The 22453-nt window shown below is 54.1% G+C and carries 21 protein-coding genes and 1 pseudogene; 14 read left to right on the top strand and 8 right to left on the bottom strand.

Annotation, left to right across the window (positions count from 1 at the left end; all coding sequences use genetic code 11):
- Positions 1-155 precede the first annotated feature (155 nt).
- From pspA to N1689_RS06035, 6 genes are read left to right on the top strand one after another with little or no spacing between them, the layout of a single operon-like run.
- Positions 156-821 (top strand): phage shock protein PspA, encoded by a 666-nt coding sequence (gene pspA / locus N1689_RS06060; protein WP_161735236.1) that lies wholly within the window; start codon positions 156-158, stop codon positions 819-821.
- Between the two features lie 35 nt (positions 822-856).
- Complete coding sequence (gene pspB, locus N1689_RS06055; protein WP_161735233.1) at positions 857-1084, top strand: envelope stress response membrane protein PspB; 228 nt, start codon at positions 857-859, stop codon at positions 1082-1084.
- Positions 1081-1431, top strand: a complete 351-nt coding sequence (gene pspC, locus N1689_RS06050; RefSeq protein WP_013357981.1) for an envelope stress response membrane protein PspC — start codon at positions 1081-1083, stop codon at positions 1429-1431. Before pspB ends, pspC begins: the two co-directional genes overlap by 4 nt.
- A 55-nt stretch (positions 1432-1486) precedes the next feature.
- On the top strand, positions 1487-1735 hold the full coding sequence (gene pspD, locus N1689_RS06045) for a phage shock protein PspD (protein ID WP_003853796.1): 249 nt from the start codon (positions 1487-1489) through the stop codon (positions 1733-1735).
- A complete protein-coding gene (locus N1689_RS06040) occupies positions 1716-3113 on the top strand; it encodes a YcjX family protein (protein ID WP_222925428.1) in 1398 nt (465 codons plus the stop codon). Before pspD ends, N1689_RS06040 begins: the two co-directional genes overlap by 20 nt.
- Positions 3110-4171: a YcjF family protein gene (locus N1689_RS06035; protein WP_260058269.1), complete on the top strand. Its 1062-nt coding sequence runs from the start codon at positions 3110-3112 to the stop codon at positions 4169-4171. Before N1689_RS06040 ends, N1689_RS06035 begins: the two co-directional genes overlap by 4 nt.
- A 42-nt stretch (positions 4172-4213) precedes the next feature.
- Here the strand turns inward: N1689_RS06035 and N1689_RS06030 are convergent, their stop codons facing one another.
- Genes N1689_RS06030 through N1689_RS06020 form a run of 3 tightly spaced genes read right to left on the bottom strand, consistent with a single transcriptional unit; the run spans position 4214 to position 6987 of the window.
- Positions 4214-5632, bottom strand: a complete 1419-nt coding sequence (locus N1689_RS06030; protein WP_260058268.1) for a hypothetical protein — start codon at positions 5630-5632, stop codon at positions 4214-4216.
- A gap of 48 nt (positions 5633-5680) precedes the next feature.
- On the bottom strand, positions 5681-6631 hold the full coding sequence (locus tag N1689_RS06025; protein WP_161735221.1) for a glycosyltransferase family 2 protein: 951 nt from the start codon (positions 6629-6631) through the stop codon (positions 5681-5683).
- A complete protein-coding gene (locus N1689_RS06020) occupies positions 6631-6987 on the bottom strand; it encodes a GtrA family protein (protein ID WP_253418714.1) in 357 nt (118 codons plus the stop codon). Before N1689_RS06020 ends, N1689_RS06025 begins: the two co-directional genes overlap by 1 nt.
- 229 nt (positions 6988-7216) lie before the next feature.
- On the opposite strand from N1689_RS06020, the gene tyrR reads away from it, so the two are divergent.
- Entirely contained in the window at positions 7217-8782 is a 1566-nt protein-coding gene (tyrR, locus tag N1689_RS06015) for a transcriptional regulator TyrR (protein ID WP_260058264.1), read from the top strand.
- Positions 8783-9111: 329 nt separating this feature from the next.
- On the opposite strand, the gene tpx is transcribed toward tyrR, so the two are convergent.
- Positions 9112-9615 (bottom strand): thiol peroxidase, encoded by a 504-nt coding sequence (gene tpx / locus N1689_RS06010; protein WP_161735213.1) that lies wholly within the window; start codon positions 9613-9615, stop codon positions 9112-9114.
- Positions 9616-9761: 146 nt separating this feature from the next.
- On the opposite strand from tpx, the gene ycjG reads away from it, so the two are divergent.
- The gene (ycjG, locus tag N1689_RS06005; RefSeq protein WP_222925432.1) at positions 9762-10745 is read left to right on the top strand and encodes an L-Ala-D/L-Glu epimerase; all 984 of its coding nucleotides are present in this window, start codon (positions 9762-9764) and stop codon (positions 10743-10745) included.
- On the opposite strand, the gene mpaA is transcribed toward ycjG, so the two are convergent.
- On the bottom strand, positions 10720-11427 hold the full coding sequence (gene mpaA / locus N1689_RS06000) for a murein tripeptide amidase MpaA (protein ID WP_161735208.1): 708 nt from the start codon (positions 11425-11427) through the stop codon (positions 10720-10722). The two genes, ycjG and mpaA, sit on opposite strands and share 26 nt — an antisense overlap.
- A 152-nt stretch (positions 11428-11579) precedes the next feature.
- Here mpaA and N1689_RS05995 point away from each other — a divergent pair, with 152 nt between their 5' ends.
- The 3 genes and pseudogenes from N1689_RS05995 to N1689_RS22080 form a co-directional block, all read left to right on the top strand.
- Positions 11580-13199: an ABC transporter substrate-binding protein gene (locus N1689_RS05995; protein WP_260058457.1), complete on the top strand. Its 1620-nt coding sequence runs from the start codon at positions 11580-11582 to the stop codon at positions 13197-13199.
- 118 nt (positions 13200-13317) lie between these two features.
- Positions 13318-14301 (top strand): zinc transporter ZntB, encoded by a 984-nt coding sequence (zntB, locus tag N1689_RS05990; RefSeq protein WP_161735206.1) that lies wholly within the window; start codon positions 13318-13320, stop codon positions 14299-14301.
- A gap of 300 nt (positions 14302-14601) precedes the next feature.
- Positions 14602-14706: pseudogene (locus tag N1689_RS22080) on the top strand (hypothetical protein); the annotation flags it as partial.
- Positions 14707-14792: 86 nt separating this feature from the next.
- Here N1689_RS22080 and ttcA read toward each other — a convergent pair.
- Both ttcA and N1689_RS05980 read right to left on the bottom strand, forming a co-directional pair.
- Positions 14793-15728 (bottom strand): tRNA 2-thiocytidine(32) synthetase TtcA, encoded by a 936-nt coding sequence (gene ttcA, locus N1689_RS05985; RefSeq protein WP_161735202.1) that lies wholly within the window; start codon positions 15726-15728, stop codon positions 14793-14795.
- 1601 nt (positions 15729-17329) lie between these two features.
- The gene (locus N1689_RS05980; protein ID WP_150010231.1) at positions 17330-17986 is read right to left on the bottom strand and encodes an MgtC/SapB family protein; all 657 of its coding nucleotides are present in this window, start codon (positions 17984-17986) and stop codon (positions 17330-17332) included.
- 184 nt (positions 17987-18170) lie between these two features.
- Between N1689_RS05980 and N1689_RS05975 the strand changes: the two genes are divergently transcribed.
- Positions 18171-18446: a DUF333 domain-containing protein gene (locus tag N1689_RS05975; RefSeq protein ID WP_260058261.1), complete on the top strand. Its 276-nt coding sequence runs from the start codon at positions 18171-18173 to the stop codon at positions 18444-18446.
- A 46-nt stretch (positions 18447-18492) separates the two neighbouring features.
- On the opposite strand, the gene N1689_RS05970 is transcribed toward N1689_RS05975, so the two are convergent.
- Positions 18493-19485: a 2-hydroxyacid dehydrogenase gene (locus tag N1689_RS05970; protein ID WP_161735199.1), complete on the bottom strand. Its 993-nt coding sequence runs from the start codon at positions 19483-19485 to the stop codon at positions 18493-18495.
- A 145-nt stretch (positions 19486-19630) separates the two neighbouring features.
- On the opposite strand from N1689_RS05970, the gene N1689_RS05965 reads away from it, so the two are divergent.
- The gene (locus N1689_RS05965; RefSeq protein ID WP_161735196.1) at positions 19631-22258 is read left to right on the top strand and encodes a YdbH family protein; all 2628 of its coding nucleotides are present in this window, start codon (positions 19631-19633) and stop codon (positions 22256-22258) included.
- Positions 22255-22443, top strand: a complete 189-nt coding sequence (locus tag N1689_RS05960; protein ID WP_260058260.1) for a YnbE family lipoprotein — start codon at positions 22255-22257, stop codon at positions 22441-22443. Before N1689_RS05965 ends, N1689_RS05960 begins: the two co-directional genes overlap by 4 nt.
- Positions 22444-22453 lie beyond the last annotated feature (10 nt).

Below are 22453 nucleotides of genomic sequence, written 5' to 3'. Positions count from 1 at the left end.
CGCCATCCCTTAATCATTTTGACTATCTTAAAACAAGGCGAAAAGGCTGTAAAATTTAAAATTACATTAAAATCAATATGATAAAAAGTTGGCACGCATATTGTATTAATCAGGCAGGGCATCACGTTTTAAAACATTAAAAGAGGAACATCATTATGGGTATTTTTTCTCGTTTCGCTGACATCGTAAATGCCAACATTAATTCCCTGCTGGAGCGTGCGGAAGATCCACAGAAACTGGTCCGCCTGATGATTCAGGAAATGGAAGACACGCTGGTCGAAGTGCGTTCCACCTCTGCCCGGGCGCTGGCTGAAAAGAAACAGCTGTCACGCCGTATTGATCAGGCTGAGCTGCAACAGGCTGACTGGCAGGAAAAAGCGGAGCTGGCGCTGCGCAAAGACAAAGATGATCTGGCGCGTTCGGCGCTGATTGAAAAACAGAAACTCACCGACCTGATCGCCTCCCTGAAACAGGAAGTGGGCCAGGTTGAAGAGACGCTGGAACGCATGAAAGGCGAAATCAGCGAGCTGGAGAAAAAACTGAGCGAGACGCGTGCTCGTCAGCAGGCGTTGACACTGCGTCATCAGGCGGCTTCTTCATCACGCGATGTGCGTCGTCAGCTCGACAGCGGCAAAATCGACGAAGCGATGGCTCGGTTTGAATCTTTTGAACGTCGCATTGACCACATGGAAGCCGAAGCTGAAAGCCACGGTTTTGGTAAACCTAAAACTCTGGACCAGCAGTTTACTGACCTGAAAGCGGATGATGAAATCAGCCAGCAGCTTAATGCGCTGAAAGCCAAAATGAACCGCAGTGAGTAATCATCGACGTTGCGATAAGTGATTAAGGAGAGTCAATGAGCGCACTTTTTCTCGCCATACCGCTAACGATCTTCGTGCTGTTTGTCGCACCGATCTGGTTATGGCTGCATTACAGCAACAAACGCAGCGGCGGTTCGGAACTGTCGCAAAGCGAAATCCAGCGCCTGCAGCGCGTCACGCAGGATGCGCAGCGGATGCGTGAACGTATTGATGCGCTGGAAGCGATTCTGGACGCCGAGCATCCTAACTGGAGGCAGCCATGATGAAAGGTCGTAAATTATGGCGCAAGCCTGATGAAGGCAAGCTGATGGGCGTCTGCGCGGGTCTGGCAGAGTATCTCGACATTCCGGTTCGCCTGCTGCGGGTTATTGTGGTGTTATCGCTGTTCTTTGGACTGTTTGTCTTTACGGTGATCGCCTACTTCGTGCTGGGTTTTGTGCTGGATGAGAAGCCTGCCAATGCCAGTGACGGCGAACGCCAGCCAACCGCCAGCGAGTTGCTGGATCAGCTGGAGAGCACCCTGCAACGGGATGAGCGCAACGTGCGCGACCTGGAGCGCTATGTCACGTCTGAAACCTTCAGCGTACGCAGCCGTTTCCGCCAGATTTGATTATTTTATTCCCGGGCCGTCTTCAGGCCCGTCCGCTCTCTCTATGGAGGTGTTGATGTCTTTTTCGCGATCCACTGCTTTTCGTCACCGCGCGGCACCTGCATTGAAGTCGGCGGCTAAATTCATCATTATCAATGCTGTTACCTACGGTCCTGCTGGTGTGACTGGCTGGGCGGTAAAATCGGTAGCGCGACGCCCGTTACGTCTGTTGCTGGCTGTGGCACTTGAGCCACTGCTGAAACGCGTGATGAACCGGGTGGCATCGCGCTTCATCAGGGAGAACGATGAAAAGACTGCAAACTGAATTAGTGGCGTTGATGAACCGTGGCGTCGATCGCCACCTGCGGCTGGCGGTCACCGGTTTAAGCCGCAGCGGTAAAACCGCCTTTATCACCTCACTGGTTAATCAGCTTTTAACGGTTCACAGCGGCGCACGTTTGCCGCTGTTTTCCGTTGTGCGGGATGAACGCCTGCTGGGCGTGAAACGGGTGCCGCAGCGCGACATGGGCACGGCGCGTTTTACCTACGACGAAGGTCTGGCACAGCTCTACAGCACGCCGCCCGCCTGGCCCACGCCAACCCGCGGCGTCAGCGAAATGCGTCTTGCGCTGCGCTACCGGCCTAATGATTCACTGCTGCGCCATCTGAAAGAGACGGCGACCCTCTATCTTGAGATTGTCGACTATCCCGGCGAATGGCTGCTCGATCTTCCGATGCTGGCGCAGGATTACCTCACCTGGTCCCGACAGATGAACGCTCTGCTGCAGGGCGATCGCGCTGAGTGGGCTAAGTCGTGGCGCGCACTTTGCGAAAAACTCGACCCGTTAGCACCCGCCGATGAAACCCAGCTGGCGGAAATTGCTGCCGCCTGGACCGACTACCTGCATCGCTGTAAAACGGAAGGCTTACACTTTATTCAGCCGGGCCGCTTCGTGCTGCCTGGCGATATGGCAGGCGCGCCCGCGCTGCAGTTCTTCCCCTGGCCGACTTCTGATGAGGCGCAACTGACTAAGCTTGCGCAGGCCGACAAAGGCAGCAACTTCAGCATGTTGCAGCAGCGGTTTAACTACTACTGTCAGCATGTGGTTAAAGGCTTTTATAAAAACCATTTCCTGCGTTTTGATCGCCAGATTGTGCTGGTGGACTGTCTGCAGCCGCTGAACAGCGGACCTCAGGCGTTTAATGATATGCGACTGGCACTTACGCAACTCATGCAGAGTTTTCATTACGGTCAGCGCACCCTGTTCCGCAGGCTGTTCTCACCGGTAATCGACAAATTACTGTTTGCCGCCACCAAGGCGGACCACATTACCAGCGATCAGCATGGCAACATGGTGTCTCTGTTGCAGCAACTGGTGCAGGATGCGTGGCAGAACGCGGCATTTGAAGGCATCAGTATGGATTGCATCGGGCTGGCGTCAGTGCAGGCGACGCAAAGCGGGCTGGTCGATCACCGTGGCGAGAAGATCCCGGCCCTGCGCGGTCATCGACTGACCGATGGCGAGCCGCTCACCGTCTATCCCGGCGAAGTGCCGCCGCGCCTGCCCGGTAACGCTTTCTGGCAGCAGCAGGGTTTTCAGTTTGAACAGTTCCGGCCGCAGCAGCTTGACGTTGATCGTCCGCTGCCGCATATCCGCATGGATGCCGCGCTGGAATTTTTATTGGGAGATAAATTGCGATGAGCGATCCGCTGAAGCCGCGTATCGATTTTGCCCATCCGCTGGATGAGAGCAGCACGACGCCGCTGCGTCCGGCGCAAACCTTTGAAGCAGAAGCGCAGGCTGCGTTTCTGGCGGTGCAGGATGAAGATGCCGCCGTTGAAGAGGAGGGCGCAGGTGAACGGGCGGTAGAAGCCGCGCTGAAGCCTAAGCGGAGCCTGTGGCGCAAAATGGTGACGGCAGGCGCACTGCTGTTCGGCGTCAGCGTGATGGCGCAGGGTGTACAGTGGACGCACGATGCCTGGCTGGCCCGCGACTGGTTTTCGCTGGGCAGCGGCGTGGCAGGTGGCCTGATCGTCCTGGCCGGTGTGGGCGCGCTGACCACCGAGTGGCGTCGCCTCTATCAGTTGCGTCAGCGCGCAGAGGAGCGGGATGTGGGCCGCGAGCTGCTGCACAGTCATGGTATCGGCAAAGGCCGCGCATTCTGCGAAAAGCTGGCGCTGCAGGCGGAGCTGGATCAGGCGCATCCGGCTCTGCAGCGCTGGCATGCTTCACTGCACGAAACCCACAATGACAGTGAAATTGTCCGTTTATATGCACAGCTGGTGCAGCCAGTGCTGGATCGTCAGGCGCGACGCGAGATCAGCCGTCATGCAGCGGAAGCCACACTGATGATTGCGGTCAGCCCGCTGGCGCTGGTGGATATGGCGTTTATCGCCTGGCGTAATCTGCGGCTGGTCAACCGTATCGCGGCAATCTATGGCATTGAGCTGGGTTACTTCAGCCGCATCCGGCTATTCCGTCTGGTGCTGCTTAATATGGCCTTTGCCGGGGCATCTGAACTGGTGCGGGAAGTGGGTATGGACTGGATGTCGCAGGACATTGCCGCCCGGCTTTCTACGCGGGCCGCGCAGGGTATTGGTGCAGGGTTATTAACCGCAAGACTGGGCATAAAAGCGATGGAGCTTTGCCGTCCATTGCCCTGGCTGGAGCAGGATAAGCCGAGGCTCGGCGACTTTCGTCGTGAGCTGCTGAGCCAGTTAAAAGAGGCGCTGCAGAAGGGCGGCAATAAGTCCGCCTGAACCTTTGGAGGACAATAAAGGCGGCCTTGCCGCCTTTATTATTTAATGCGGCTGACGCAGGACCTGCCGCGAATCGATAGTCAGGCACTCACCCGGACAGGCAGATTCATCAGTGATCACCGGGTCCGCTGGCAGCGTAAAAGCCATCCCATTCTTCTCCCTGATAAAATGCGCCATTCCGGTGAATGTCCATGACATGCTCAGGCCCAGCCCGCCGAAATCATCATATTTACGTAACGTCGCAACCTTCGGCAGGTACTCCCCGGTCAGGCGATAATAGAGTGCGCCCTTAAAATCTTTCGGAACCTGCTGAATGATTGCCTGATCGAGCAGGGCAAACTCTTTGCGAGCCGGAACGGAGTAGCCGTTGATCAGATGGCTTATCGTCAGCGAGCCAGCCGCTATCACCAGCAGCGTATAAAAAGGCTTTTTCCATTTTATCTTTTTGCTGATTTCAAACAGGCCGAGAATAAATGCGCTGGTGGTAATCAATGCACCGGCAATCAACGTGCGGTAAGCAGCCATGCTTTCGCTGACAATCAGATTGGGCAGTGCGGCGATCAGCAGTAAGACGAACATCAGATAAAATTTGTCGTTGCCTGCGGCTTTAATTTTCTTAAGCCCAAAACCAATAATGGTCGCAGAGAGGATCACCGACACCGTTTTTGCACCGAGATCAAAGTTGCAGATAACGTTTTTCAGGTACTCGGTAAAAAACCATTTCAGCTTAACCGGGATGTCGTAGCTGAATGCCGAGCGGGGCAGCGTGTGACCATAAAGCTGAACGGGCAGCACCTTCGAGGCGAGTAGCGCAGCAAACATGCCTGCGCCCAGCACCATCAGTGAGATTAGCGCCTGTTTCTTATCAATTTTCCGCGCGGAAAAGCAGAGGTCCAGCGCAGCAAAGAAGGTAAAGCTCATTGCGGCCGGTTGGTAGAGACAGAAAGCGATGGTCAGCAGGCAGAATGCTAACAGCCTGGCTGGGATGCCCGGTTTAATCGACAAACGGTAGCTGGCACCCGCCAGTAAAATCGCAGCGATATAGGGGAAACAGGATGCCCATGCAACGTAAACCTGAAATGAAGGGAGCAGACAAATCAATAATGCAAAAGTGATCCGCTGAGCCTGATTCTCCAGCAGCGCATCTTTCTGACAAAGGGTATAGATGTAATACCCGGTAAAAATGAGCAGAACAAGGGCGACAGAACGCAACAGCGCCAGTCGTTCTACGCTCTCCACCAGAAAAGAAGCACTGTACTGAATAACGCCATACACCGGCCTGCCGGATAACGTGTCCCAGTTTAAGATGCTGAGCTTGTCAGAGTTAGCCCAGTAGAGATTTGTCCAGTCATCGGTATAGGCGTAATGGGTTAAATAAGCGGGGCTATAAGCAATCAGAAAAACGATCGCAATAAGTAAAAAAACCTTACGGTGTGTCAGTACGGTATCAGTGGCGAACATTTTACATCCTTATTAATCAGGCCATCTCTCTGCGCCTGAACGCGCGGTTTAATCCGTGTTCTGAGGCGGGGTTAGTCTGGTCGTCGCGGATTTTCGCAAAATATAGCGAGGCCGGTTTTTGGTTTCCATATAGATGCGGCCAATATATTCACCCAACACACCAATGCCAATAAGCTGAACCCCACCGAGAAAAAGCACAGAAACCAGAATAGAGGGGTAGCCGGGCACCGGATTACCGAACAGCAGTTTATCCACGATCATCCAGAGTCCATACAGAAAGGCCAGCGAGGCCACTAAGAAACCCAGATATGACCAGATGCGTAACGGAACAGTAGAGAATGAGGTCAGTCCCTCAAGCGCAAGATTCCACAGCTTCCAGCCGCCGAATTTACTGCGGCCAGCAATTCGCTCAGTGCGTACATATTCCACGATGTCCGTCTGTCCGCCGACCCAACTCAGAATGCCCTTCATGAAGAGATTTTTCTCGGGCAGCAGCTTAATGTTCTCAACCACTTCACGCGACATTAGCCGGAAATCACCGACGTTCTCTTCTATTTGCGGATCGCTGATACTGTTGTGCAGTTTATAAAACCAGTGCGCAGTTTTGCGTTTGAGGTGACCATCGGCACGTCTGTCAATCCGCTTGGCTAACACGATATCAGCGCCCGCCTGCCATTTTCGGATCATGTCGGGAATAATCGCGATCGGATCCTGCAAATCCACATCAATCGGGATAACGGCGTCGCCGGTGGCGGCTTCCAGTCCGGCAAATAGCGCCGGTTCCTTGCCGAAATTACGAATAAATGACAGGCTGCACACCAGTGGATCGCGCTGGCTCAGTTGCGTTATCAGCTTATACGTTGCGTCTGTGCTGCCATCATCGATAAAAACAATCTCAACCTGCCACTCTGCAAGCGCTTCATATTTTCTGACCGCATCATAAAAAAGAGGGATGACCTCCTCTTCATTAAATACCGGCACCACCAAAGAGATTTTCATTATTCTCCTTTGAATACAACAAAGCGGGAAAAAAGAAAGCCACATACCAGACTGATAGCCGATGAGGCAATCAATGTAATAATTGGATAGAGGCCCAACCGGTCAGCCAGATAACCTACGCTGAATGCCATCGCGCCCATAAAAACGAGGTAAAGAATATAACGCCATGCCGTGGCCTGCTGTTTAAAGGTCCAGCGCGCATTAACAAAGAAAGAGAAGGTGACGGCCATGCAAAAAGCAATCAGGTTAGCGGTCGATTGCATGAGACCCATGCTCAGGGCGAGGAAAAAGGTCAGCCAATGAATCAGGGTATTAACCATACCCACAGTCAGATATTTTGCGAAGAAAGTCAGCATTTTAAAATCAATTCTACTCAGTTAAGAAAAATATACCGTAATCAGCCCGCAATCAACAGTCCGGTGCTGACAAAGACTGACATTCAACCGGAAATGATCGTCGACAGCAGGTTAGGACAAAACCTCACCATACGAGCCAGAACTGTCAACATTTCCTGACAGACACCTTTCTGCAGGTGCGCCACATAGCGTATTATTGTTTTATCTGAACCTGATTAAGGCGAACGCAATGCGTCTGGAAGTGTTCTGTCAGGACCGTATCGGTCTGACGCGTGAACTGCTTGACCTGCTGGTGGCACGCAACATTGATTTACGCGGTATCGAAATCACGGCACTGGGCCGCATCTACCTGAACTTTTCTGCACTGGAATTTGACGCCTTCAGTAATCTGATGGCGGAAATCCGCCGTACACCCGGCGTAACAGATGTGCGCACGGTTACGTACATGCCCTCTGAACGGGAGCATCGCGCGCTGAGTGCGCTGCTGGTGGCGATGCCGGATCCGGTCTTCTCTATCGATCTGAAAAGCAAGGTTGAACTGGCGAATCCCGCTGCTCAGAACCTGTTTAATCTCGATGAAGAGAAGATGCGCAACTTTAGCGCCGGTCATCTGATTAACGGCTTTAATTTCCTGCGCTGGCTCGAGAGCGAACGTGTTGAGGCGCAGGCCCAGCATGTCGTCATTGAGGGGCGTGATTTTCTGATGGAGGCACGTCCCATCTACCTGCCGGGTGAAGAGGGCCAGAGCGACAGGCCGGTTGGGGCGATGGTGATGCTGAAGTCGACAGCCCGTATGGGCCGCCAGTTGCAGAATCTGGTGGTTACCGACGAATCGGAGTTTGACCATATCATTGCCGTCACGCCGAAGATGCGTCAGGTGGTCGATCAGGCACGTAAACTGGCGATGCTTGATGCGCCGCTACTGATTGTTGGCGACACCGGGACCGGGAAAGATATGCTGGCACGCGCCTGTCATCTGCGCAGTGCCCGCGGGAAAAATCCTTTCCTGGCGCTGAACTGTGCCTCTCTGCCCGACGACGTGGCGGAAAGCGAGCTGTTTGGTCATGCTGCCGGCGCTTATCCGAATGCGCTGGAAGGCAAAAAAGGCTTTTTTGAGCAGGCCAATGGCGGCTCGGTTCTGCTGGATGAAATTGGCGAGATGTCGCCAAGAATGCAGACCAAGCTGCTACGTTTTCTTAATGACGGTACTTTCCGTCGCGTCGGCGAAGAGCATGAAGTGCATGTCAATGTGCGGGTGATTTGCGCCACACAGAAGAACCTGATTGAACTGGTGCAGCGGGGCGAGTTCCGCGAAGATCTCTTTTATCGTCTCAATGTGCTGACGCTGCAACTGCCGCCGCTGCGCGATCGTCCACAGGACATTCTGCCACTGACTGAGATGTTTGTGGCCCGCTTAGCGGATGAGCAGGGAATGGCGCGTCCGCGTCTCTCGCCACAGCTCAATGCGTTTCTGACCCGTTATGCCTGGCCTGGCAACGTGCGTCAGTTGAAAAACGCGCTGTATCGGGCATTAACCCAGCTGGAAGGTTACGAGCTGCGTCCGCAGGATATCGTGTTGCCCGAACAGGCGCTGGATGTGTCACTCGGAGATGAAGCCCTGGAAGGGACACTGGATCAGATCACCAGCCGTTTCGAACGTTCGATTCTGACGCGGCTTTATCTCTCTTATCCCAGTACCCGAAAGCTGGCAAAACGGCTGGGTGTTTCGCACACCGCGATTGCCAATAAGCTGCGGGAATATGGTCTGGGGCAGAAGCGTACCGAAAGCGAATAAGCTTTTCAGTTCCTCTTAGCAGACTCATGGCGAATCTGGCAGTCATAGATTAACTCAACGCGAAGCGTTGGCCCGTCTACGGGCGCACCTCAGGGATGAGGTGCGTAGTAACAACGCCGGGAGCGTTTTTGAACAACGCGAAGCGTTGGCCCGTCTACGGGCGCACCTCAGGGATGAGGTGCGTAATTGTGCGGGCCGGGCGGTCATGGATGACAGATTTTGCGTCTCTCCGATCTGACCCAGTTTTCTGTGCAGGCTCGTTCTGACAGCTAATCGAGCCAGACATTATCTGTAACATCGGCGAATAACCTGGCTATCCGCTTTTTGTATTACTTCAACGCGGCCAGCGCAGCGTCGTAATCAGGCTCAGTAGTGATTTCATCAACCAGCTGGCTGTAGAGCACTTTATCGTTCTCATCCAGCACGATCACCGCACGAGCAGTCAGACCTTCCAGCGCACCATCGGCAATTTCCACGCCATAATCATACTTAAACTCTGAGCCGCGCAGCGTCGACAGGGTCACTACGTTGCTCAGGTTTTCTGCGCCACAGAAACGTGACTGGGCAAACGGCAGATCCGCTGAAATACACAGCACCACCGTATTATTCAGTTCACTCGCGGCCTGATTGAATTTGCGCACTGATGAAGCACAGACGCCGGTATCAACACTCGGGAAAATGTTCAGAATCTTGCGTTTTCCTGCATACTCAGAGAGCGCAACGTTGACCAGATTTTTAGCGACCAGCGTAAAAGCTTTAGCTTTATCGCCAGCCTGAGGAAACTGACCAGCAACTGGCACGGCGTTACCCTGAAAATGAACAGTCTGAGACATAGTGATTCCTTTTGATGAGAAAAAACATCCAACACAAAACGGCTAAAGATAGCCGTTGTTTATGACATAAATGTTAAGGGTTTACGAGTTCAATTGTTGAATTTAACGTGGCGGGCTGCCACTGCGTCCTACATTCTGGAGTGGAAATGAGAACGGTAAAAAGTTACCCCGAAGCCTGGCCATTGCATACGCCGTTTGTCATTGCCCGTGGAACGCGAACCGAAGTCAAGGTGGTGGTGGTTGAAATTGAGGAGGACGGCGTCAAAGGCGTCGGAGAAGCGACCCCTTATGCGCGCTACGGTGAAAGCGAAGCCTCGGTGCTGGCGCAAATCGCCACGCTGCTGCCTGCGCTGCAACAGGGCATGACGCGTGAAGCGCTGCAACAGGCACTGCCTGCTGGTGCCGCGCGCAACGCCATTGACAGCGCCCTGTGGGATTTGGCCACACATCAGCAGCAGAGCAGCCTCTGGCAGCTTAGCGGCGTTACCGCGCCTGAGGATGTGGTCACCGCACAGACCGTCAGTATCGATACCCCGGAAGCGATGGCCAGCAGCGCGCTGGCGCTGTGGCAGCATGGTGCAACGCTGCTGAAGGTTAAGCTTGACGATAATTTCATCACCGAACGGCTGATGGCGATCCGCGCCGCCGTGCCGGACGCGACCCTGATTGTGGATGCGAATGAGTCATGGCACGCCGAAGGCCTGGCAGCACGCTGTCAGCTACTGGCCGATATCAATGTGGCGATGCTTGAGCAGCCACTGCCCGCGGATGAGGATGCGGCACTGGAGAATTTTATCCATCCGTTACCGATCTGCGCTGATGAGAGCTGTCATACCCGCGAAAGCCTGGCGGCACTACGAGGCCGTTATGAGATGGTCAACATTAAACTGGATAAAACGGGTGGACTAACCGAGGCGCTGGCACTGGCCGATGCGGCTCAGCAGCAGGGCTTTACGGTGATGCTGGGCTGCATGCTCTGCACCTCGCGGGCGATACGTGCTGCGTTGCCGCTGGTGCCGCAGACCCGCTTCGCCGATCTTGACGGGCCAACCTGGCTGGCGGCCGATGCAGAACCGGCGATCAACGTGCGCAACGGTCAACTGATTATTGCTGCCAGCGCAGCAGGTTGACCATCATCTCAAGGTAAGTCTCTGTGGCTTCATCCACGGAAATCACCGGCATTTCAGCGGTGACGCAGGGCAGACTGAGATCGTTACACCAGCTGCCGAATGAGCCTGGCGTGTCATAGCCGACGCTGCTGACTCGGGGAAGGCGGGTGTGGCTGGCCAGCCAGCCGCCTATATCCACCTGATGCGGATCGTCAATGCAGCCCAGCGGTTCATGCCATGAGACGATCCAGCACGGCTTAAGCTGATGAATCAGAGCACAGAGTGCCTGGGTTTCCGGTTCCGAACCCGGATGCGTACCGGTTGAGAGCGCCACATCACGCGCATCGGCCGCGCTGTTCCAGCGATATACCGTCTCGCCTGATTGCCAGTTTGCGGCGGGGAAGTTACGGTTGAGATCGACGCCATTTGCGTTAGCGCGCAGCCCAAGCTGGCAGCCATCCGGATTGACCGCTAATACCACATGGTGCCGACGCATGCCGTCGGGCAGCGTGCGTAATGCGGCAGAGAGCGTCGCGATGGCCGCATTCTCATCACCGTGGGTGCCGGCAAGGATCAGACCGCTGTCGGGATCGCCCAATGGGGCCGGAAACCACAGCAGCGGTGCGCCCAGCACAGAGCGGCCATACTGCTGATAGGGAACGTCAAGTTTGCCCCGCAGGGGTCGCGGATGGAGTGGTGACATACTCATTTCCTCAAAGGATTTTACTCAAAGTAGCGGAAAAGCCGTGTGCGGAAAATAGCTATTTATCTGTCAGCCATTTGCGCTAAAGTGCCCTGCACAAGCTGTATCAGCAACAGACTGATGCAGCACTTCTTTGGGGTAAAGGAGTGATGATGGTTAAGACCTTTCGCATGACGCTGGCAGCAATCAGTCTGAGCAGTGTTATCACACCCGCTATCGCGGCGAATCCACCCGCTGGCGCACAGCTGGCTGAACAGCAGCAGATCGTTCGCCACATTAAAGATGAACCCGCTTCACTTGATCCGCTTAAAGCAGTCGGACTGCCGGAAATTCAGGTGATTCGCGATCTGTTTGAAGGCCTGACCAATCAGGATGCGCAGGGCAAAATTGTGCCGGGCGTGGCGCAGAGCTGGAGCAGTAGCGACAACAAAACCTGGGTCTTCACCCTGCGCAATAACGCGCGCTGGTCAAACGGCGATCAGGTTACCGCACAGGACTTTGTCTCCAGCTGGCAGCGCCTGGTCGCTCCTGAAAACAGTTCGCCCTTTGCCTGGTTCGCGGGTTTAAGCGGCATTGAAAATGCGGCAGCCATTACCAAAGGCGAAATGACGCCCGATAAGCTGGGTGTGGTCGCTCAGGGTAAAACGCAGCTGAAAGTGACGCTGGATCGTCCGGTGCCGTGGTTCCCGGCGCTGGTGGCTAACGTCGCGCTCTTCCCGGTTCCTCAGAAGACGATTGCGCAGGAGGGCGACAGCTGGACGGCACCCGGCAAACTGGTGGGCAACGGTGCCTATCAGCTCAGTGAGCGGGTCGTAAATGAAAAAATCGTCCTGATCCGTAATCCGGACTACTGGGATGATGCGCATTCGGTGCTGACAAAAGTGACCTTTGTCCCGATCAATGAAGAGTCGAGCGCCACTAAGCGCTATCGCGCAAATGATGTCGATATCACCGAATCCTTCCCTAAAAATATGTATGCGATGTTGAAAAAAACATTGCCGGGTGAGGTCTACACACCTGACCAGTTAGGCACCTATTACTATGCTTTTAACACGCAGAAGGGGCCGACTGCCGATGTGCGGGTCCGCAAAGCGCTTTCATGGTCTATCGATCGCAAAGTCATTGCTGAAAAAGTGCTGGGCACCGGTGAGAAGCCGGCGTGGCACTTTACGCCAGATGTAACAGCAGGCTTTAAGCCATTGCCCACTTTCATGCAGCAGCACGATCAGAACACCCTGAACGCGCAGGCGAAAGCGCTGCTCGCCGCCGCCGGTTATGGCCCCGCTAAGCCGCTCAAACTTAAGTTGCTCTACAACACCTCTGAGAGTCATCAGAAAATTGCGATTGCTGTGGCCTCGATGTGGAAAAAGAACCTCGGGGTAGATGTCACGCTGGAGAATCAGGAGTGGAAAACCTATATCGACAGCCGTAATAGCGGGAACTTTGATGTGATTCGTGCTTCGTGGGTGGGTGACTACAATGAGCCATCTACCTTCCTGAATCTTCTGACCTCAGGCAACAGCAGTAATATTTCGCGTTTCAGCAACGCGGATTATGATGCGACCATCGCCAAAGCCAGCAAAGAGACAAATGACCAGGCGCGCAACAGCGACTACAACCGGGCGGAGCAGATCCTGGCTGAACAGACGCCCATTGCCCCTATCTATCAGTACACTAATGGCCGCCTGATTAAACCCTGGGTCAAAGGCTACCCCATCACCAATCCTGAAGACGTCGCCTACAGCCGTGAACTCTGGATTGAAAAGCACTAAGCCTGTCATGGCCGGTTTTCCGGCCATCGGCTGACATCTTTCTACACAGCCCGGAGATTGCAACTCAACGCCGTCACGCTAGACTGTATCATATTGATTTTAGTAGAGAGGCGACGGAGTGGACGTTATTGAAGGAAAAGCATTACAGGTTTCAGATGCCATCATTTCCTGCCAGCTGGATGGCAAGGGGGGAATGATCCCGATTGCTGAAGATGAAGTCATCCAGTGTGAGCAGCCCTGCTGGCTGCATCTGAACTATACCCATCGCAAGAGCGCCGAATGGCTGCAGTCCACGCCACAAATCCCCGATGCTGTGCGTGACGCGTTAGCGGGCGACAGCATGCGTCCCCGCGTGAGCAGGCTGGGCGACGGATTTATGATTGTGCTGCGCAGCGTTAACCACAACACCGATGCACGTCGCGACCAGCTGGTGGTCATGCGGGTGTTTATCAACGATAAGCTCATCGTCTCCACCCGGCGGCGCAAAGTTTCTGCCGTCGATGAAGTGCTCACCGATTTGCAAAACGGCAATGGCCCGATTGACTGCGGCAGCTGGCTGGTGGATGTCTGTGATGCGCTGACCGATCACACCAGCGAATTTATTGAAGAGTTACATGACAAAATTATCGAGCTGGAGGATGCGCTGCTCGATCAGCGGATGCCCGCGCGCGGCGAGCTGGGCCTGCTACGCAAACAGCTGATTGTGATGCGGCGTTATATGGCCCCTCAGCGCGATGTCTATGCCAGGCTGGCCAGTGAAAAACTGGCCTGGATGGATGACAGTGAACGCCGCCGGATGCAGGAAATTGCCGACCGTCTGGGGCGCGGGCTGGATGATCTGGATGCAGGCGTGGCGCGCACTGCGATTCTGGCTGATGAGGTCGCCTCTGCGATGGCGGAGTCGATGAACCGCCGCACCTATACCATGTCACTGATGGCGATGATCTTTCTGCCCGCCACGTTCCTGACCGGCCTGTTTGGTGTCAATCTGGGCGGCATTCCGGGCGGCGAATGGAAATATGGTTTTTCAATCTTCTGTCTGCTGCTGGTGGCACTGGCAGTAGGGGTCGCAGGTTATCTGCGTAAACGGCACTGGCTCTGATGCGACAAAGGTAATGCGGCAATCCCGCTATGTGGGCTGAAAATCCCGTTAAGCGAACAAAAGCTGATCGACATCAAGAACCCATTGTCGCTGCTGACGCAAACTCTCTCCCGCAGGTGAATGCAACGTCAAGCGATGGGCGTTGCGCTCCATATTGTCTTACTTCCATATTTAGAATTGATGCATAGCACATTTAATTCGAAACATGCCGGCCAGTGTGCCGGCTTTTTTTTGTCTGCCTGGCTGTAACGCCGTTCCTTATCTAAGCTTAAACTCCATTCGCAAGAAAAGGAGTACGGCATGAGCGCGATTCTTAACAGCGAGCCGATCCCCACGGATCCAGTCCCGATTCCTGAGCCAATTCCCCAGCCGCAACCGCAGCCTGATCCACCAACCGATCCGGAATTTCCGCCGATAATGGATCCACCGCCACATCGCAACATATAAAAAAGGGCGTGCTGCCTGCAGCACGCCCTTAATCTTTTCCGGACTTATTTAATCTGTAGTACATCCAGACGCACGCTGATATCGGGTGCATCGTCTTCATCGACCCGCCAGCCGACAGGCTGTGATGGCAGCGTTTCCCGGTCAAAGGCGAGATCGCCGCCATCAACGACTGCATCGCCATGTTTGATGCCTTTAAAATCGAACAGATTGACATCGGCCAGGTGCGACGGCACCACGTTTTGCATCGCGCTGAACATGGTTTCGATGCGGCCAGGATAGCGCTTATCCCAGTCACGCAGCATATCGGCTACCACCTGACGCTGCAGGTTCGGCTGAGAACCGCAAAGGTTGCACGGGATAATCGGGAACTGACGTGCTTCGGAGAAACGAATGATATCTTTCTCACGGCAGTAGGCCAGTGGACGGATCACAATCTGCTTACCATCGTCGCTCATCAGCTTTGGCGGCATCCCTTTCAGTTTTCCACCGTAGAACATATTCAGGAACAGCGTCTGCAGGATGTCATCGCGATGGTGGCCCAGCGCAATTTTAGTACAACCGAGTTCTGTCGCGACGCGATAGAGAATGCCACGGCGCAGGCGCGAGCAGAGTGAGCAGGTGGTTTTGCCCTCAGGTACCTTATCTTTGACGATGGAGTAGGTATCTTCTTCGACAATCCGGTACTCAACACCCTGCGACTCAAGATATTGCGGCAGGATGTGCTCAGGGAAGCCCGGCTGTTTCTGGTCGAGATTGACGGCAATCAGGCTGAAGTTGACCGGTGCGCTTTTTTGCAGACTGCGTAAAATTTCCAGCATGGTGTAGCTGTCTTTACCGCCCGACAGGCAGACCATGATGCGGTCACCTTCTTCAATCATATTAAAATCTGCAATCGCTTCGCCGACATTACGACGCAAACGCTTCTGCAGTTTATTCAGGTTGTACTGTTCTTTCTTGTCAACCGTTTGATTATCTTGCATTTTTACCTATCTCAAAAACCAGAAAGCGTAGCTAAAGGGCAAATTGATGCACGCCCAGCCAGTCACTTCACTGTGATGTTACGAATATGCAGCGTATGGTACGGATTGTTGCCGCGAAAGCCAGCCCGGAGTGAAGTAATCAGCGGATAATCGCCGTCAGAGTCATCGGCCGCGTGACCCGTCTGGGCAATCATTGTCGGAATGCGGTGCTGAGCAAGCGCGTGAGGAAAGAGGGCAGGCTTTGCTTTGTCGTGAGCAAACGGAAAGCGTTCAGCTGCGCGATGTCAGCTGACGGGCACATCTTTCCACTGACAATCAATTTCATCACTGTGCGTTGAGCAGGACGGCGGTGATGACGGGTAAGCATCAGTCCGCGCATGATCTCTTTTAACTGCACAGCTTGTGGCCATAAAAATGACAGAGATAATTAAAAAAATTTTCATCAGCACTACCGAATTAATAAAAAACACAGCATGCGCTGCCATGACTCAATCGGGACTAAATAGATTTCGGGTAGTATTTTTATGATTTGATGTACATCAAAAGAAATGTTTTCATTAAATTATCAGAGAGTCAGATATTAATCGCTGCTTTCGTTTTTCAGGTGATAATCTTAAAAAAGGGCTCTGTTGAATGTGCGTTGACCCGTTGGGTTTATAATAATAAATTCAGACGTACTGGCGTGTTATGCATCTCATTAAAACGATGGTTTTATCATCTCTTAGCACGCACTAAAAAGTGATTTTTTAATAAATCAGGTGATGTTAAGGACATCTGATAAGCAGATTTCGCAAGAGCGGGTGTTTACGTTTTATGCTTAAATGCGTTTACGCAGACTCTCTTATAAAGTGAACTGTCGGTTCGCACATTTCGTCAATACAGACTGCCTGTGAAGCCGTTTAATGTCGGGCTATCAATGTGAATAACAAATGAATCAATATTTAATGTCTATGAGGCATCCCGATAAAAATCGTAAAATAAAAAAGTACGGCACCAGATTTATTGTGACGCTGATACTCTTTTTACTTTGCTATGTTGCGGTTATGTATTGCGGTGTTCTGCTGCTGGTCAACCGGCATGGCTTACTCCATTTTATGCTGCACTGAATTCAGCCGCAGGCCTTAAAAATCCAGCGATAAGCATGATGTAAAAAATGCCTGAGTACTTCCAGAATATCTTCCGCACTTTCTTCAGCCAGACATTGTCCGGTCTCCAGCGCGTTATTAACCGAGTTCCGATGATCCAGTATCATCATGATCCCCGCAGCACCCGCAATCAGTGTAAAAATCAGCAAGATTAATGCTGGCTGGTAATTTTTGCGCGAAGCAGCAGGCAGGGTGTCTTCAGAATGGTCAGAGTCTTGGCGCATTTGTCCCCGGGTAAAATGATTACATTGATAAACAATAACGGATTATGCCATTAATTATCGGCACGCACTATGTCTCAGGTCAGTCAGTAAGCTTCTTTACAGGATAGCCAGATGTGCGGTCAGCCAGATTTGGATGGGGGAGTGCAGAAGGCGCTGGCTGCTACTCACCGCCTTCTGCGATGTCCGGATGCCTGCAGGGAGACATCGGGTATGAGCGGCTTTTGTGGCGGAATCACATCATTTCCAGCGACTGAACGCCCTTGATCTCCATAACCTTATCATAAAGGTACGCATCGTTTGATTTGCGGGAAAGCGTCACCTGGACACTGAGTTCACAAAGACCGCTCTCTTCATCACGATTAATCACCGTCACATTGCCGTAGCGTATGCCTTCCCGCTGCATGACCAGCAATACCAGCGGCACGCTTTTAGGCTTAAGAAAAACCAGCAGTGTATGGTGTTTGCCGATTAAAAGATGACTGAGGCGGCGAAACACTTCCAGCACGACCAGCGCCAGCACCGTGCCATAGATGCCGATCTCATACATGCCGCTGCCGATTACCAGACCAATCGCTGCCGTTACCCACAGGCCGGCCGCCGTGGTTAAACCCTTCACCACCTGCTTCTGGATCATAATGGTGCCCGCGCCAAGAAAGCCCATTCCGCTGACCACCTGAGCGGCAATACGGCTGGGGTCCAGTGCTACGTGGTCGCTGCTGAGCATGTCGGCGAAGCCATATTTCGACACCAGCATAAACATGGCACTGCCGATACCGACCAGAATATGCGTACGTAATCCCGCTTCTTTAGCCCGCATCTGCCGCTCCAGGCCTATCAGGCCGCCGAGAATACCGGCCAGCGCTATGCGAATTAACATATCCATTAACATGGGTTTACTCCGAATTAATATGGGCTGAAAAAGGGTGGCAGTTCAGTGATAACAGGTAAACAAGATAATTCTGCTTGCAAATGACGCTGCAGAATTTTGTAAAAAGCTGTTTCACCTCTCGACCCCTTGTGCTGCCTGACATATGCTGAGCCAGCCTTTTACCTCAATTCCCGGAGTCCGACTGATGAAAGCAGACACCTTTTTGCTGGCCGGTGCCGCGCTATTACTCTCTGCCTGTAGCAGCAACAGTGATGATAACGAGCCACCGCAACAAGCCACCGCCGCCCATATCCAGCCACGGGTGGTGATGTCTTCCCTGGCAGAAAGCACCTGTTCGAATGCAGGCGGAACGCTGGCATTTTCGCATCAGCTGGATGGCTCGCGCGTGGGAATGTGTCAGTTAGTGAATGGACGCCGCTGTGATGAGCAGGCGTTGATTGGCGGGAATTGCGCGCGCTGATGAACGGGCCGGATTTCTCCGGCCCGCGCAGTCACACCGAGAACAGTCAGGCTGAGAGTCGGTTCGGGCAGTTTTCACCCCGATCGAGCTGGCTGAGATTACTCAGCGTCGTTTCAGAAATGGCGGTCAGCGCTTCTGCGGTTAAAAACGCCTGATGGCCAGTGAACAAAACGTTATGGCACGCTGACAGACGACGGAATACGTCGTCCTGAATCACATCATTCGACTTATCTTCAAAGAACAGATCGCGTTCATTCTCGTAGACATCCATGCCAAGCGCGCCGATTTTCTGCTGTTTTAGCGCGTCAATGGCCGCCTGTGAATCAATCAGACCACCGCGACTGGTATTGATAATCATGACGCCATCGCGCATCTGTTTAAACGCGTCGGCGTTAAGCAGATGATGATTCTCCGGCGTCAGCGGGCAGTGCAACGTGATGACGTGAGATTCAGCGAACAGCGTCTTCAGATCGACATATTCCGCGCCCAGCTCCAGTGCCTGTTCGCTTGGGTAAGGATCAAACGCCAGCAACCGCATACCAAAACCTTTCAGAATGCGCATCGTCGCAATCCCGATTTTACCGGTGCCGATAACGCCCGCAGTTTTGTTGTGCATATTGAAGCCGGTCAGCCCATCGAGCGAAAAGTTCGCGTCACGGGTACGCTGATAAGCGCGATGAATACGGCGGTTCAGGGTCATCATCAGGCCGATCGTATGTTCAGCCACCGCTTCTGGTGAGTAGGCTGGAACCCGGACGACTTCCAGACCCAGCTCTTTCGCCGCAGCCAGATCGACATTATTGAAACCGGCACAGCGCAGCGCGATGTATTTCACACCCAGTCCGGCCAGTTCTTCCAGTACCGGACGGCTGCCGTCATCGTTAACAAAGATGCAGACGGCATCGCAACCCACAGCGGTTTTAGCCGTGCTTTCAGAGAGTAAAAAGTCATAAAACACCAGTTCAAAGCCGAACTGCTGATTGACCTGCTCAAGGTATTTCTGATCGTAATGTTTAGTGCTGTAAACCGCGATCTTCATTGTTATGCTCCTGCAGAGTGATAAACCAAGGATAACGTTTTCTGACCGACTTTGCTGAAACTGCTGATTTGCGCCTGGCGCAGGCCTTCACCTCTGGCAGATTACATGCCATCATCGTTGTCAGGATATTGTAAGGAAAAGGATTATGGCTTTTATGCCACGGATTTTCCGGCGACGGCTGGCGGCCATTCTGGCGGTTATCCTGCTTCTGCTCGGCCTGATCTTAACTGTGACGCAATGGCTGCCGCGGCTGGCCGGCATCTGGCTGCCTGACGGGACGCGCATTGCGTTGTCAGGCGCACCCCGCTGGCGTGAAGGTGGCCTGTGGTTACCTCAGATCCGTTATCTCGCTGGCGATTGCTCACTGGCCACCGTAAAGGCGGTGTCACTGGGCTGGCATCAGTCACGCTGGAAACTCAATGCTGAAGCGCTGACGCTGGATAGCGCCTGCCTGCAACAATTACCTGCCAGTAACAGTACGGCTGCGCCCAAAACGCTAGCCGAATGGCAGGCAATGCTGCCTGGCGCCGACGTTCATCTGGGCAAATTAATCGTTACGCCGTGGCAGACGTATGCGGGCGCGCTGGATCTGACGCTGGAAAAAGATCGCCAGCAACTCAGTTACCAGGGCGATAATCTGCAGCTGGCGGCCACGCTGACCGGTCAGCAGCTCGCTATCCGTCGCCTGACGCTCACCCATCCTGCACTGCCTGACCCCGTCACGCTGAGTGGTCATCTGGCGTTACCCACCTTTGCCACTGATTTGCCGGTGAACGGCGATGTGACCGGACAGCTGGCGCTGGACGCGCTGCCGCATCCCCTGAAGCTGACGCTTAACTGGCAGCAGCAGCAGGGCGAGCTACGCGTGGCAATGGCCGAAGTGACCAGGCCGCTTCTCAGACTGCCGTGGCAGATCAGCCGCGATCAGATTCGGATTGAAAAGGGCGAATACTTCTGGCCGCTGGAGGCTCAGCCGCTATCAGGGTTTGTTAACCTGACGCTGGATAACTGGCAGTCTGGCCTTGAAAGTAGCCAGATTAGCGGTCGCGTTAACCTGCTGACCCAGGGACGCGGCGGCAAGGGCAACGTGGTGCTGGGCATAGGTCCTGGTAACCTCAGCCTGACCAACAGCAACCTTCCCTTTCAGTTGACCGGTGAAAGCAAACTGGCCGCTCTGCAACTTTATGGCTCGATTCCTGGTGTGCTCAGTGGATCGCTACTCGATCCTCAGCTGGTGCTGCAACCTAAATCGCTGCTGCGTCTGCGCGGTCGGCTGCTGTCAACGCTGGAAGTGGACGAGGCGCGCTGGCCGCTGGCGGGTGTGCGGCTCTCCTCACAGGGCATTGATGGTCGCCTGCAGGCGATTCTCAACGCACACGATGCCAGTTTTGGCCGCTTCCGGCTGCATCTCGATGGTCGCGCCACAGACTTCTGGCCCGATAAGGGCGAATGGAACTGGCGCTACTGGGGCGGAGGCGAGATGCTGCCGCTGCAGGCGCGCTGGGATGTTAAAGGAACCGGTGGCTGGCACGATACGCTGATCCATCTTGACACCCTGTCTGCCGGCTTTAATCAGCTGGCGTACGGCAGCGTCAACATAGCAAAACCGCGTCTGACGCTGACTGCACCGGTAGACTGGCAGCGTGATGCGGCGCATCCGGCGTTCAATGGGCATTTCCGCCTGCAGGCAGGAGAGACCCGCTTCAGCTATGGCGGACATCTGGCAGATTCCATGCTCGACTTTGAGGCTAAAGGTCGTGATCCCGGCTATTTCCTCTGGCGGGGCGAGTTAAAAGCGGGCAAGGTCGGCCCGCTGCGTGTGAATGGTCGCTGGGACGGCGAACGGTTACGCGGCCAGGCCTGGTGGCCCGCTCAGTCGCTGACAGTATTTCAGCCACTGCTCAGCCCCGACATGAAAATGCAGATTCAGGGCGGCAGTCTGCAGGCACAGGTCGCTTTTTCCGCCGCCAGCGATCAGGGCTTCCAGGCCGGAGGCCACTGGACGGTCAGACAGGGCAGCGTCTGGACGCCTGACAGCCAGGTGAACGGTATCGACTTCTCGCTGCCGTTCCGATTTCATGATCAGCAGTGGCAGTTTGGGCAGCACGGCCCGGTATCACTGCGCATTGCCGAGGTTAAGAACCAGTTTGCGATGCAGAACATTCGCGCCGACCTGCAGGGGAACTGGCCATGGTCTGAACAGGCGCCGCTGACGCTGCAGGATGTCAGCCTCGATCTGCTGGGCGGACAAATCACGCTGCCATCCCTGCGTATGCCTCAGCATGAGCCAGCCCGGGTGTCGCTGCGTCAAATCAGCCTCAGCGAACTTGTCACGGCGCTGAAGCCTAAACAGTTCGCCATGTCGGGCAAGGTTAACGGTGAGCTTCCGCTGTGGCTCAATAACCCACGCTGGCTGGTGGAGAAAGGGTGGATTGCCAACAGCGGTCCGCTGACCTTCCGGCTGGATAAAGATATGGCAGATGCCATTACCGGCAATAACGTGGCGACGGGCGCCGCGCTGGACTGGTTACGCTATATGGAAGTCTCCCGCAGCTGGGCCACGATCAATCTGGATAATCTTGGCGACCTCACTATGGAGGCGCAGGTGCAGGGCGTGAGCCAGTTCAGTAACCGTCGTCAGACGGTTAATCTCAACTATCATCATCAGGAAAACCTGTTTCAGCTCTGGCGCAGCCTGCGCTTTGGCGATAATTTGCAATCCTGGTTAGAGCAACATGCGACTTTGCCATCGAACAAGGACACTTCACCATGAGCCTGAGGGCACTACTGGTTCTGGCAGCCGGACTGCTGAGCATCGGCTGCGTGCCGCGCATTGAAGTCACGGCACCCAAAGATCCCATCACCATCAATATGAACGTAAGAATCGAGCATGAGATCCACATTAAAGTTGATAAAGATGTGGAAGCGTTACTGAAAAACCAGAGCGGTCTGTTCTGAGGAGAGCAAC

Origin of the sequence: Pantoea sp. XY16, from assembly GCF_025153065.1 — a bacterium.
GTDB lineage: Bacteria > Pseudomonadota > Gammaproteobacteria > Enterobacterales > Enterobacteriaceae > Pantoea > Pantoea alfalfae.
This window is presented reverse-complemented; position numbering and strand designations above follow the sequence as displayed.

Excerpts from the sequence above, each read along its gene's own strand:
- N1689_RS06035 (WP_260058269.1), top strand. The coding sequence starts at position 3,110 with ATGAGCGATCCGCTGAAGCCGCGTATCGATTTTGCCCATCCGCTGGAT.
- tyrR (WP_260058264.1), top strand. The coding sequence starts at position 7,217 with ATGCGTCTGGAAGTGTTCTGTCAGGACCGTATCGGTCTGACGCGTGAA.
- N1689_RS05960 (WP_260058260.1), top strand. The coding sequence starts at position 22,255 with ATGAGCCTGAGGGCACTACTGGTTCTGGCAGCCGGACTGCTGAGCATC.
- N1689_RS05995 (WP_260058457.1), top strand. The coding sequence starts at position 11,580 with ATGGTTAAGACCTTTCGCATGACGCTGGCAGCAATCAGTCTGAGCAGT.
- pspC (WP_013357981.1), top strand. The coding sequence starts at position 1,081 with ATGATGAAAGGTCGTAAATTATGGCGCAAGCCTGATGAAGGCAAGCTG.
- N1689_RS05970 (WP_161735199.1), bottom strand. The coding sequence starts at position 19,485 with ATGAAGATCGCGGTTTACAGCACTAAACATTACGATCAGAAATACCTT.
- ycjG (WP_222925432.1), top strand. The coding sequence starts at position 9,762 with ATGAGAACGGTAAAAAGTTACCCCGAAGCCTGGCCATTGCATACGCCG.
- N1689_RS06020 (WP_253418714.1), bottom strand. The coding sequence starts at position 6,987 with ATGCTGACTTTCTTCGCAAAATATCTGACTGTGGGTATGGTTAATACC.
- N1689_RS05975 (WP_260058261.1), top strand. The coding sequence starts at position 18,171 with ATGAAAGCAGACACCTTTTTGCTGGCCGGTGCCGCGCTATTACTCTCT.
- pspA (WP_161735236.1), top strand. The coding sequence starts at position 156 with ATGGGTATTTTTTCTCGTTTCGCTGACATCGTAAATGCCAACATTAAT.
- N1689_RS05980 (WP_150010231.1), bottom strand. The coding sequence starts at position 17,986 with ATGTTAATGGATATGTTAATTCGCATAGCGCTGGCCGGTATTCTCGGC.
- N1689_RS06040 (WP_222925428.1), top strand. The coding sequence starts at position 1,716 with ATGAAAAGACTGCAAACTGAATTAGTGGCGTTGATGAACCGTGGCGTC.
- N1689_RS06025 (WP_161735221.1), bottom strand. The coding sequence starts at position 6,631 with ATGAAAATCTCTTTGGTGGTGCCGGTATTTAATGAAGAGGAGGTCATC.
- N1689_RS06030 (WP_260058268.1), bottom strand. The coding sequence starts at position 5,632 with ATGTTCGCCACTGATACCGTACTGACACACCGTAAGGTTTTTTTACTT.
- mpaA (WP_161735208.1), bottom strand. The coding sequence starts at position 11,427 with ATGTCACCACTCCATCCGCGACCCCTGCGGGGCAAACTTGACGTTCCC.
- ttcA (WP_161735202.1), bottom strand. The coding sequence starts at position 15,728 with ATGCAAGATAATCAAACGGTTGACAAGAAAGAACAGTACAACCTGAAT.
- N1689_RS05965 (WP_161735196.1), top strand. The coding sequence starts at position 19,631 with ATGGCTTTTATGCCACGGATTTTCCGGCGACGGCTGGCGGCCATTCTG.
- pspD (WP_003853796.1), top strand. The coding sequence starts at position 1,487 with ATGTCTTTTTCGCGATCCACTGCTTTTCGTCACCGCGCGGCACCTGCA.
- pspB (WP_161735233.1), top strand. The coding sequence starts at position 857 with ATGAGCGCACTTTTTCTCGCCATACCGCTAACGATCTTCGTGCTGTTT.
- tpx (WP_161735213.1), bottom strand. The coding sequence starts at position 9,615 with ATGTCTCAGACTGTTCATTTTCAGGGTAACGCCGTGCCAGTTGCTGGT.